Annotated in this window: 11 protein-coding genes; 6 read left to right on the forward strand and 5 right to left on the reverse strand. The window is 42.8% G+C overall.

Going from position 1 to position 12,280, the window contains the following annotated elements:
- Window positions 1-44: 44 nt before the first annotated feature.
- The 3 genes from dcuC to L1D31_RS06735 form a co-directional block, all read right to left on the reverse strand.
- Window positions 45-1,412, reverse strand: coding sequence for an anaerobic C4-dicarboxylate transporter DcuC (gene dcuC, locus L1D31_RS06725; RefSeq protein WP_239836272.1), 1,368 nt, complete (start codon window positions 1,410-1,412; stop codon window positions 45-47).
- A 394-nt stretch (window positions 1,413-1,806) separates the two neighbouring features.
- Entirely contained in the window at window positions 1,807-2,595 is a 789-nt protein-coding gene (locus L1D31_RS06730; RefSeq protein WP_239836273.1) for a lipase, read from the reverse strand.
- Window positions 2,596-2,677: 82 nt separating this feature from the next.
- Window positions 2,678-3,313: a hypothetical protein gene (locus L1D31_RS06735; protein WP_239836274.1), complete on the reverse strand. Its 636-nt coding sequence runs from the start codon at window positions 3,311-3,313 to the stop codon at window positions 2,678-2,680.
- A 102-nt stretch (window positions 3,314-3,415) separates the two neighbouring features.
- Between L1D31_RS06735 and L1D31_RS06740 the strand changes: the two genes are divergently transcribed.
- The 3 genes from L1D31_RS06740 (at window position 3,416) to L1D31_RS06750 (ending at window position 4,930) form a co-directional block, all read left to right on the forward strand.
- A complete protein-coding gene (locus L1D31_RS06740; RefSeq protein ID WP_239836275.1) occupies window positions 3,416-3,664 on the forward strand; it encodes a DUF2164 domain-containing protein in 249 nt (82 codons plus the stop codon).
- A gap of 160 nt (window positions 3,665-3,824) precedes the next feature.
- Window positions 3,825-4,364, forward strand: a complete 540-nt coding sequence (locus L1D31_RS06745; RefSeq protein WP_239836276.1) for a cytochrome b — start codon at window positions 3,825-3,827, stop codon at window positions 4,362-4,364.
- The gene (locus tag L1D31_RS06750; protein WP_239836277.1) at window positions 4,361-4,930 is read left to right on the forward strand and encodes a YceI family protein; all 570 of its coding nucleotides are present in this window, start codon (window positions 4,361-4,363) and stop codon (window positions 4,928-4,930) included. The genes L1D31_RS06745 and L1D31_RS06750 overlap by 4 nt, the downstream gene beginning before the upstream one ends.
- Before the next feature lie 78 nt (window positions 4,931-5,008).
- Here L1D31_RS06750 and focA read toward each other — a convergent pair whose 3' ends face one another.
- The gene (focA, locus tag L1D31_RS06755) at window positions 5,009-6,460 is read right to left on the reverse strand and encodes a formate transporter FocA (RefSeq protein ID WP_239836278.1); all 1,452 of its coding nucleotides are present in this window, start codon (window positions 6,458-6,460) and stop codon (window positions 5,009-5,011) included.
- A gap of 223 nt (window positions 6,461-6,683) precedes the next feature.
- Between focA and L1D31_RS06760 the strand changes: the two genes are divergently transcribed.
- Together L1D31_RS06760 and L1D31_RS06765 are read left to right on the forward strand one after the other, a co-directional pair.
- Window positions 6,684-7,589, forward strand: a complete 906-nt coding sequence (locus L1D31_RS06760; protein WP_239836279.1) for a LysR substrate-binding domain-containing protein — start codon at window positions 6,684-6,686, stop codon at window positions 7,587-7,589.
- A 163-nt stretch (window positions 7,590-7,752) separates the two neighbouring features.
- Entirely contained in the window at window positions 7,753-8,238 is a 486-nt protein-coding gene (locus L1D31_RS06765) for a DUF1097 domain-containing protein (RefSeq protein WP_239836280.1), read from the forward strand.
- Window positions 8,239-8,316: 78 nt separating this feature from the next.
- Here the strand turns inward: L1D31_RS06765 and L1D31_RS06770 are convergent, their stop codons facing one another.
- On the reverse strand, window positions 8,317-9,948 hold the full coding sequence (locus tag L1D31_RS06770) for an ATP-dependent endonuclease (protein WP_239836281.1): 1,632 nt from the start codon (window positions 9,946-9,948) through the stop codon (window positions 8,317-8,319).
- 233 nt (window positions 9,949-10,181) lie between these two features.
- On the opposite strand from L1D31_RS06770, the gene L1D31_RS06775 reads away from it, so the two are divergent.
- Entirely contained in the window at window positions 10,182-11,927 is a 1,746-nt protein-coding gene (locus L1D31_RS06775) for a bifunctional UDP-sugar hydrolase/5'-nucleotidase (RefSeq protein ID WP_239836282.1), read from the forward strand.
- Window positions 11,928-12,280 lie beyond the last annotated feature (353 nt).

Here is a 12,280-nt window from a genome sequence, read left to right on the forward strand (position 1 = left end):
AATAAAAAGGGCGCTCATCGAGCGCCCTTACTTTTGGGTATATATTATGCGTTCATCGGAACCAATACAAGGGTACCGAGGATCACCGTAATAAGCCCACACAGAACGGGTACGGATGTACGCTTCACTACTTCAAACGGGCTTATTTTACCCATACCAGACGTTGCGACAACTACACCGGATACAGGTGAAACCGTGCGACCTAAGTTAGATGCTTGTAACATCGGGATGATTAAGAATGCTGGGTTTAATCCCATTTTTGCCGCTAATGCAGGCGCTAATTCAACAAAAGCATAGAAAGGAGCATTTCCTGAACCCGTTGCAATCGCGGCAGCAACCGTAAGACCAGTAAGAATCAACATCAATGCGATACCACCTGCACCTGCGGTTTCTGCAAGATGCAGTAGATTATCAATCGCGCCAATTGACATCAGACCTTGAGCAAAAACACCGGCCGCGACCAATAGCATTACTACGCCTTTAAACGCATCGGCCATGCCCTCATAACAGGATTCTAAGTCTTCCAGTGTTTCTTTACCTTTGAACCTCTTAGTCACAAAGTCGATAAGAGCACCAATGAAAATTGATAAAACCACAATGGTGTAGATATCCAGTTTTAAACCCGGAAGCGTTCGTCCATTGAAAAGAAACACACCAATGATAGGTAGAAACGGAAGCACTGCATAATATGCTGGAGCTTTCACCTCTATTTCAGATACGTCGACGCGTTCCATTGGTGAGTTATCTTTCTTATCTAAATATTTGTTCCAGAAAAACGCAGCCGCAGCCATAACAATAATGGCGCAAATAGAGACAGGTAAAACTGTTTGGACGGCGAAAACATCTAAATCTAGCCCAGATTTTTCAGCCGCGATAACAACGTCACCTGATGTTGGAGAGAGAATGATTGCTGCTGGTGAGGCACACACGGCTACCGCTGCGGGTCTGGAGATCCCCATTGCAGTCATCATAGGGAAAAGCGTTGCCATTAGTAGTACGCCTAAACCGGTTGCAGAGCTAACGGCAAGTGACATCAAACATGCAACGATGTAGGCAGCCACGAGTAAAACATAAGGTGACTTTATAACGGAAAGGGGTTTGGAAAACTGCTTAACGACGACATTGTTTGCACCGATATGGGTCATGTAGGAAGCAAAGCCACAGAGCAGCATGATTTGCATGCCTAAACCACCACCACGGTATTGGAGCATGTATTTTACGTACTCAAGAGAGTCGGTAAACATATTACCCGTAGAGGCAATTTTTGATGGCAGTACCGTGTGGCCAATGAGGCCAGTTAGAATGAGTAACAAAATACCTGCAGTTAAAAGAACGCCTGCAGGCTTATATCCTTTAACAATGAAGTAGCCGACAGCAACAGTGACGACTAACCCTATTAAGAGTTCCAGCATAGATATCACCTTAAGATATGAAAATTATATAAAAACTGTTTCAAACTATGACAAAGAATGTACATAAAATGAGGTTGTAGCACGAGTGCTAGTTAAGCATCTGATGATCTAGAGCAATAAATTGATTAACTTATTAAAAGTGGCAAATGATGTTGTAATGTCAGAGTGTTGTAGATGTTATGAATAGTTTGGGATACAGATGAAGATGTTTGTAAATGATAAAAATGTTACATATGGCGTTTGACTTAGTTGGCACATCGGTTTAACGAACACCTCAGGCTTGAGCCTTTATAAGCGGTGACTTTAAACATGTTTACCATGATGTTTGGCAGTTATTTAGAAACTTAAGTTCTGTCTTGAAAGTTTATCGGTGTGATTTCAAGATCTACTCGGTCTAACGTTCATCAAAGAAGTCTTTGTTACGAATATATTTGGTCATTAGATGATAGGAAAAAGGCCGAATTAGCCAAGATCCTATGGATCGACCTAAGCGCATTAAAGTTGGGGTATTTTCGTATATTCTCCCATTATACAACCACAGCATTTTACCCACATGCCAGTAAAAAAGTGGTAAAGGGGGAAGGAAAGTCACTATGTCGAGATCGCAGCAAATACGATAGGTTTTATGTCCGAGTGTATAACGATTCTTAAACCCATACCCTCCGATTGAAGGTTGCCCAAATGTGACAACACGCTTGATTGATTTAGGAAATTGCTTTTCGAGTGCATCCGCGAGTACACAGCCAATAGCACCACCTGAAGAGTGTCCTGTAAAAGTGATTTTTTTTCCTTGCTCTATTAAGGGGACGATGATTGAAGTTAGCTGTTCATAGACAGAGGCGCCGAGTCTGTCATTTTTATGCAAAGGGAGGCTTTCTTGAAAAATCAGGTAGTAGTAGCCCGCGTGAATAGCGTAGTTAAGGCCAAGCGCTTTACAGTGTCGTTTCCACAGAGCCAGATTGAGTAGCCAGTCCCAAGGGTTATGGGATCCCTTGATAACGACAATCACTTCTTCATTGTCATTGGCCCAGAGCACACGAATCATGGGCTTTCCAAACCTATTCGCTATCACTCTTTGGCCATTAGGCGCGAATCCATATCGAGTTTGTTTGAGGACTCTGGAATACGCTAAGTTACATAGGACAGCATAACGCTCATATTGGTAACGTTTTAGTTTTTTCACGCTGAACTCATCAAAGGGTTAACTTTTTGAGTATGGCTGAATAACGTGAAAGTGCGATGACAAGGATAAAGTGAGTGTCTCACTAACTAAGTTGAACGACGGAGTAAAGCTGAATGTATTTGCGAACTAATTGCTTATCCGTCGAGCGTCTGAGTGGATGAGTGCATTTAACAAAGTAGGGGCTCAGGCCGAAGTGTTGCTCCAGCGAATTGGCTAATTGAGAGTCACTTTCAAACAGACTAATACCTTGTAGCTTGTATTGGTCGATTTCATCTGGCAGTTGGCCTGTCCACCAATGGAGTAACTCCCTGCTTTGTTTATTTCGAGAAATCCAGTGATCGCTGAGTAGAAGTAATAAATCGTTGGGTTGAATCGCAAAGGCGTATTCTTCTTGCCATTGAGTAATCGCTTTAAACAACTTTTGCCGACAGTTGCTTCCTGCGCTGAATAAATGCGATGAGAGAATCCAAACAGTCCCCACATCCGAAGTGACTCGATAGTGATGCGGTTGTTCATTATTTGCATACGATTCTAAAGCGACATATTCACAGTGATGGCCGAACTCAATTAATGTCCTTGATAAACGGCGAGAAAAGGCCAAGCTCAAGTGGTGCTCACTCATTCCCTTATTATGGATCGTCGGATAATGTTTTTCACACAGCTTCATACAATCTGCCTGAAATTCATTGACACTTTGAATTAGCACATCAAGTAACAAGACTTCTCTCCATGAGTCGATATTTACCCAAACAAGATTAGCATGTGATGGTTTTATTTAGTTACACTTACCAAGAAAAATATTGAGCAGAGTTAAGGGTTTATGTCTAAGATTGAATTCACGTCACAACAAAAACAAGCAATGTCATCTGCTTTATTGCGATATCTGGAAGATGAGCTAGATATAGAGATTGGTCAGTTTGATGCTGACTTTTTTATCGACTTTATAACAGAGACGTTTGGGCCCGCTTTTTATAATAAAGGTTTAGCCGATGCACAGGCGGTCATGCAGAAGAAAATGCTGGACATTGCCGATGAACTTTATGAAATAGAGCAGGTTAGCGATTTTTGATTAACCTATGAAGTAAAAAGTTCCTTCAAATTTTTTGAATGACTTAATCAAATTCACTCCGTTTCCCGAATGTAAATAATAGTAAATAATCTGTTATAGAAACAAAGGAGGCGATAGTCTCAATGAAAAAGAGAACTATTCAATATTTGGATTGAGTGCAATGAAGTCACAAGTTAAGAACTATAACCCAATCGCTCGGGGTATTCACTGGGTATCAGCGATAGTCATCATTGGTATGTTTGCTGTAGGCCTATGGATGGTTGACCTAACGTATTACAGCGAATGGTATAAAACGGCACCTCACTGGCATAAATCGATAGGTATTTTGCTTGCAGGTCTGACACTATTTCGTTTTGTTTGGAAACACGTAACACCTTCTCCTGAATTGGAAGGCAAAGCCTATGAAAGATTGGGCGCTAAATTGATTCATGCTGCAATGTACCTTGTGCTGCTTGTGCTTTTTGCTTCCGGATACTTTATTTCAACAGAAGATGGCAGAGGTATTGACGTCTTCAACTGGTTTACAGTCCCTGGGTTAGGCGCACTGTTTGAAAATCAAGCCGATCTTTCTGGAGAGATTCACTTTTACGCCGCCTGGGCACTCATTCTAATGGCAGCGGCTCACGCACTCGCTGCTATAAAACACCACGTGATTAACAAAGACAACACGCTACGCAAGATGATAGGAGCTTCGAAATGAAAAAGATGTTATTTGCAACCGGATTGGCTATGACCATGGCATTGCCATTTGGTGCAAGCGCAGCGGACTACGTAATTGACAATAAAGGTGCTCACGCATCGGTTAACTTTAAAGTCAGCCACTTAGGCTACAGCTTTATCAAGGGGCGTTTTAACACATTTGAAGGTGACTTTTCTTACGACCCTGCAAATATTGATGCCTCAAAAGTATCGGTCATCGTTGATACAACAAGTTTAGACTCGAACCATGCAGAACGTGACAAGCACATTCGCAGCTCAGACTTCATTGATGCCTCTAAGTACTCCACCGCAACATTTGAAAGTACGAGTGTAAAGGACAAAGGTAACGGCAAACTTGAAGTGACGGGCAACCTTAACCTTCATGGCGTCACCAAAGAGATTACCATCGATGCTGAATTTGTTGGTGCGGGTAAAGATCCGTGGGGTGGTGAACGTGCGGGCTTTTATGGTACTACTCGTCTTGAACTAGCGGACTTCGACATTTCTGTGATGGGAGCTTCAAGCTACGTCGACATGGAGTTGCATGTCGAAGGTATCAAGAAGTAAATACAGTCAAAGTAAAGCGTCCCCAACTAATGTTGGGGACTTTTTTGATCAAGCGACTTATTTCCTGACCAAAATTGGTTATGCAGTCTCTCGTTGATTTGCTTCTGTGACTAATGTGACGGTATCACTATAAATTGAACGCATAGCCCGCAGTACATCTTCTCTGGTTACCACGCCCACAAACTCACCTTTTTCCAGAACAGGCAATACGTGTGGTTTATGTACCTTGATACTCTTCGCTCGTTCTTCAAGAGAAAGAGAACTAAGCTGTGTTGCTATCCCCATACTGGTTGTCGGATAAAGCTGTTCTTTATCGATGCAGAGAAACTCAGCAACATCAACTAACGTATCTTGAGAGCTGATGGCAATGATATCCCTAGACATCAAATCCACCACTTTTTGTCCTTCAACTGGGATGTAATCCTGACACCACAAATCCACCATCACATCATGCACAGAGTAGAAACCAATTAATCGACCTTGAGAGTCAACAACAGGAGAGCTGACCAAATGGTGCTTTAGTAACGTATCTATTGCGCTAGCAGTAGGCATTTCAGGGCTCAGAGTAATGGGATTTGGGTTCATAAAGTCTTTTACGATGAGTGTGTTGTTCATGGTGTTTTCCTTGACTGACGTAATGTTAGTGGTTGTTGTAATACTTGAAATAGATGCGGCTTTTAGTTGAGGTCTGCGATATATACTCCAATTGGCAAGACCCACTAACACCGCTCCGCCAAGAATATTCCCTAAAGTGACAGGGATGAGGTTAGCGGTAATAAATTGATAAATATTAAGGTCGCTGTATTGAGCAGGGCTTGCACTCACTTGGGTCCAAAAGGTTTCTGGTGCAAAACTTTGGATTACGATGCCAAGCGGCACCATAAACATATTGGCAACGCAGTGCTCGAAGCCACTTGAAACAAACATGGCTACAGGCATTATGGTCATCACTGCTTTTGTCATGGCATTTGCACTGCTAAATGTTAGCCAAATAGCAAGACACACCAATAGGTTACACAGTACCCCTAATGCGAATGCTTCTATTGTAGAGTGATGGAGTTTATGCTGTGCAATATTGAGTGCATTGAGGCCCCATTGACCGTTATCCATTTGATAGAGGCCAGCAGCAGTAACAATAATTAGCAGCAACATGGCTCCTAAAAAGTTACCCACATAAACTTTTCCCCATATAGACAACATTTTTCCAAGGCTAATTTGTTTATTGGCCCACGAAATGCTGGATAAGACGGAGCTGGTAAATAGCTCTCCGCCGCAAATAACAATCAGAATCAGCCCCATGCTGAACGCTAGACCTCCAGCTAGTCGGCTGATCCCCCAACCTGATTCTGTATTGCCAGTAGTGACGGTTATGTAGAACAGAAAAGCGAGCCCAATAAAAGCTCCTGCCATTACAGCGAGCCCTAACGTTATACTGCTGGTTTTTTTGGCCTTACTAAGGGCAAACTTTTCCGCCTCAGCCATCATCTCACTAGGAGAAAAGTAGAGATTATTCGCTTGAGCTTGTGTCATATCGGCTCCCGAATTGATTAGTCATGATTACCTCCTGTTAATGCAGTAAAAGCATCTCACTGCCAATTCAGGTTATGGTGTTCGGCAATACACGTAAAATTGATAATATTTAAAAACCTTATCAAAAATGTTGATATAGAAAGTGAGAAGAATAGAATGAAACAACTTGCTTATTTATAAGCAGTTGTGTACTCACACTCTCTAAGCAAAGGATCAAAGCTTAATGAGATACTCTCTTAAACAACTCGCCGTATTTGACGCAGTCGCAGATATGGGGAGTGTCAGCATGGCGGCTGATAAGCTAGCGTTAACTCAGTCTGCAACCAGCATGTCGCTCGCTCAACTCGAAAAAATGCTTGGCCGACCATTGTTTGAACGACAAGGTAAACAAATGGCACTGACCCATTGGGGGATGTGGCTCAGACCGAAAGCGAAGCGCTTATTACAAGATGCGCAGCAGATTGAAATGGGCTTTTACGAGCAACATTTGCTCAGTGGTCACATCAAATTAGGTGCGAGTCAAACACCTGCGGAACACTTGGTTCCGGACCTTATCAGTATTATTGATAACTCATTCCCAGAGATGCGAATCTCACTGAAAGTAAAAAGTACGGATAGCGTCATGCAGGGCGTTTTAGACTATAAGTACGATCTGGGTATCATTGAAGGGCGTTGTGATGATAACCGTCTCCACCAAGAGGTATGGTGTCGTGACCATTTGACCGTGGTCGCAGCTGCTCATCACCCTTTTGCGAAACATAACACGGTTAGCTTGGCGCAGTTAGAGCAAGCTAGGTGGGTATTGAGGGAGCATGGTAGTGGTACTCGCAAAATATTTGATAGCTCCATTCATCATTTAATTGAAGATTTAGACGTTTGGCGTGAGTATGAGCATGTACCTGTCCTACGTAGCATGGTTGAAAATGGACAATACCTCACTTGCTTACCTTATTTGGATGTTGAGCGCTTTATTGAAAATGGTCAACTAGTGGCGTTGAATGTGCCGGAACTGAATATGGAGAGGACATTGTCTTTTATATGGCGTGCAGATATGTTGGAAAACCCACTTGTCGAGTGTATTAAGCGAGAAGGCTTACGGATGATGAAAGGTAAACCGTCAGTCCTTTGATATTTTCACTATCTGTTGAAATAGCGTTTGCGTCACAAAATATTTTTAATATTTCATTTTATTGCCTTTTTATTGTGATTCAGATCGTTTTTTTTCGCTTATTTAACCCTTAACATGCCGTCTTGTACTTTTGATGTGTGGAAAGCACACTTAGCGAGGCGGTATGAGCACACTTGTCGCGATTTCATTAACTACAGGTATTCTTTCTGGGCTTTGGGGGTGGATTGCTATCTCACTTGGCCTATTGTCATGGGCTGGTTTCTTAGGTTGTACCAGTTACTTTGCTTCTCCAACCAGTGGGCTTAAGGGCCTGGCTGAGAGCTTGGTGACCAACATGGCAGGTGTATTTTGGGCAATGGTGATTATCCATGCTTCCCAGTATGCTTCGCTAGAAATTCTTGGTTATGTGATCACTGCTATCGTGGCATTCATGATGTGTATTCAAGCAAAGCAAAATTGGCTTGGGTATATACCAGGTACTTTTATCGGTTCTTGCGCAACTTTCGCAGCAGATGGTAACTGGCAGCTTGTTATTCCTTCGTTGATCTTAGGTGGAGTGTTTGGTTACTTAATGAAAGCAAGTGGCTTATGGCTGCATCAGAAGTCTTCTCAAACACAATCTGCCAGCGAGTTGCCAACTCGCTCATGATTGTGAACCCCCGATTGATTCGTATCGCTGATGTTTGATACGCGGCCTTGGTTGCTGAAAGCAATCAGGGCCGCTTTTTTATGTGTTGCCGTTTGCCATGGTAACAACGCGTTTTAACGTCCACCTAAGCAGCAGTGGGATGCATTCCATGCCTTGACTCTCACAGTGAGAAACAATCGCAAGAGCAAGGTCAGGCTTCGCAAATTTCTTGAGTACTCTAGTGACTACTTTCTTGGCCGGAATTGGATGATCAAGGGGAATTCGGACCATACCTTTAAAGAAGGGTTCGAAGCCATTGTTATAGAGATAGTGCTCAATATCTCTATCTGGTAACTCTGTCAGACGATGACGTTCTTGATCGTTGCCTAATTGAGCCCGCACTGCGGCAGCATACTTTTTACCAGCTGCATCGCCGTCGGTGACAACATGCCAATCAATACCGAAAGCTTTGGCGATCTTGACTAAGGATTTTAGCCCTGATTGAGCGAATTCTATGATTTGCACACCTTCAGCCGCCAAATTATAACCGCATTGGTTGGCTAATTCATTGAACAACCAGACTTCAGTTTCCCCTTCAACCAAAAGCCAACACCTCGCAAACAATGCGCCTGAGCGATGAAAACGAATATGGAAGCCGATGCGTCTGAGCTCATCTTTGCTAAAGCCTTGAGATGGTAGATAGGTGGTAATAGTGCGGTCTGACTGTCGAACCAAACGCCGGATACTGTAAAGTGGAACTTGCCCTAACAGATCCCCACTGTTGGTAGTGAGAATTTTTTGCATGGGAAGAAGTTGTAACAGACTCCAGGCTCTGGCTAGGTGGGTAGGGTGCAACCGACCTTCAGGATCTTCAAGAATTAACAATGGCCTTGCACAGCGCCGAAGCTTGTTCGGCCCTTTGGCTTGTAGGTAGGCATTGAGTAAGCCCATAAATAGAAGTCTGGTCTGTTTACTTTTTGTTTCTTCAACAACTTGCGAAATACTTTTATTGTTGGATGAACCACTAAAGAAAATACCGTCTCTTTGCTTACGTAGGTTCTTACGTGTACTTGATTTAAAGGAAAAGTAATGATCAACGAGAAGGCTCATTGAGCTTAGGCTGCTTTTCATTTCTCCTTTATTTACATGCCCGGGTATTGCCATAAGACGGCGGCATGTGTTGTTAATGCGTTTTTCTATTCGATCATTGGTATCACCCAAGTTGCCTATTGGGCGTTCAAAGCGTCGGGAGTCTTTTAAACGAATGACGGGATGTAGTGTCATTAACTCCTGAGCTAGCTTTTCAGAGTGGTGAAGTGGGAGAGGGTTCCCCTCACGATCAAGAAAGGCATAGCGAGTAGTAACATCATACCCATCACGGCTAGCGCTTAACCGATAGATGATTTTATTCGCGCCTTGTGCATCTTGAATCCAAACGGGCTTGATTTTTCGATAACGGCCTGAGTTGATTTCATTTTTATCGTTGGATATTAGGCTAATAACAATTTGTAGATGTTGAGTTTGTGGGTGAGCAATCGAATAGTCGACGTGAAAATCCGTCATTTCGAATTGGTATGGCACGCCTTCAGGTGGCAACGCGACAGACAGGGCATCAAGTAATGAAGACTTACCCCAAGTATTTTCGCCAATAAGGGTCGTGAGTTCATCAAACGCAATAGATAGTCGTTTGATCCCACGAAAGCCAGAAATTTCAATCCGCTCTAGCAGCATGTACTGACTCCGTTTGAGCTACTGTTACTTAAAGCATAATAGAAAAACCTCGTATAAGCAGAAGCTTAACTCACAAAGTTTGTGCTTTCTTGGTGTAAAAGATGAATAGAGTTAGGCGATTAAACTCACTTTTATTTATGTATAGAGAATCAGGCATACAAGAAAAATGTGAAAGTTAATGAATTTGTCATAGAGAATGGGATACGATGTAGTGGATTATGAGAGAAGAAAATATGAAATATAAAAACAATAAAGCAACCAAGATAAGGCTTGCGCACATCAATGATACCCACTCGTACTTTGAACCAACGTCGTTGCAGTTAACGATCAATGTTGAAGGGGAAATCCTGACACCTTACGTTAGCGCAGGGGGCTTTGCTCGTATTGCAACACGTAAGAAGCAACTTGAAGAGTCTTTGTCAGATCAGCGTAAAATGCTATTTCTACACGCTGGAGACTGCTTTCAAGGGACATTATATTTCTCGCTATTTAAAGGGGAAGCGAATGCGACCATGCTCAATGCTCTAAATATTGATGCAATGGCGTTAGGTAATCATGAGTTGGATATGGGGAATTTACCAGTTGCCAAATTTGCTGAGCAAATTGAGTTTCCCCTACTTGCTGGCAATTGGGATTTGTCGAATGAACACTCACATAAAGAGTCGACGCTGAGAGACAAAGCATGGGTATATTCGTTCTTACCGGAAAGCCAATCAGCTCAATGGATTGTGAAAGAGGTACGTGGAGAGCCTATTGCTATTTTCTCCCTAGCTCTCGAAAAAATGGCAGACATTTCTAACCCTGATCCAGATACCCCATTTGTGAGCTCGATTGAAACCGCAAAGCGCACCGTTGAGGACATTCGAAATCATGGCATTAATAAGATCATCCTCTTAAGCCATATGGGTTATGAAGCTGATCAAGATATGGCAGAACAGGTGGAAGGAATTAGCATTATTGTGGGGGGGCATAGTCATCGATTACAAGGTGATTTCAGCTCACTCGGCCTGCAAAAAGATGATGAATACGGCATTAAAATTAACGGTACTCATGTTGTTCAAGCTGGCTACCACGCCCTCAGCATGGGGCACTGTGATATTGATTTTAATGAACACGGCGAGATCATCAGGTTTAAAGGGCAAAATGAGCTGTTACTAGGGCGTCGATTATTCCTTGATGCCAGTATGAATGAGAGCACCGAAGAATTGCCTTATAACCTTGCACGACGATTTATTGATGAGCACCCCAATGTATTGGTGTGCAAAAAAGATCAACAATTGCAGGGGTTGTTGAATGAAAAGTATGTGACTCGGGTTAGAGCGCTACAGCGCAATGTTATTGCTCATGCAGATAAACCACTACGTCATATCAGAATTCCTGATGAAGTGGGTGCGAGCGAGCTGGCACCTTTGGTCGCTGAGTCTTTTGTTCATTCTATGAACAAACTTGGACATAATGCAGAATTTGCTATTCACAATGCAGGTGGTGTTCGTAATTCGTTGAATGTTGGCAATGTGTCAGTCGCCGATATTGCTGGCAAGTTACTACCGTTTGCCGTACCAATTGGTGTCTATCGACTTAAAGGGAAGGACATTGCCGCAGCACTTGAAGGGGCAATCAATAATGCCACAAATAATGGTGTAGAAGGTACTGGTAACGGATCCTATCCATATACCTACAACCTGAACTTTCAATACCTTCCGGAAGCGGAAAAAGGAAACCGGATCGTTGGTCTAGAAATCTATAGTGATCAGCTAGGCTGGCAAAAGATTGAAGAAGAGCGGTACTACACCGGAACCTCTTCAGCCTATACGATGAAAGGTAAAGAAGGCTATGAAGCTTTGTTAAATATGCTTGATGACGGTGTGGTGACGACAAGCTCGATGGCGGACTGTTTTATTGAGTTGTTAACAGACTTTCCTGAAACACTGAATAGACAGCAAGAGAAAGTGCAAATATGGTGGCATAAAGGTTGCTAATTAATCCTTTGAGTTAATTGAGTAAGTAAATGTTACTCGGAGGAATCTATGTGGAGTAGAGACTGGATCGACGTAGCTGTCGTGGTTAGCTGGATAGGCGTTTGGTCTGCATTGGTATACTTTCTCCCTATTGGGGGAGTATAACTTAGCAAGAGTTATTGCGTAATGTAAAAAAGGAGTCAAATCGGCTCCTTTTTCGTTTCTAGCTATAGACGGAGCCTAAACGTCAGAATACAATCCGCACTGTTTGGGGAGTAGTCGCCTCTGGTTTACTTATCGTCATCTCGTTAGACGTCGTTCTATCCGGTAAGTATAAATGCCGCTCTATTCATTTAGTGCGCTTTTCGACGAGA

The sequence above is a fragment of the Vibrio sp. Isolate23 genome (assembly GCF_022398095.1).
Classification (GTDB): domain Bacteria; phylum Pseudomonadota; class Gammaproteobacteria; order Enterobacterales; family Vibrionaceae; genus Vibrio; species Vibrio coralliilyticus_A.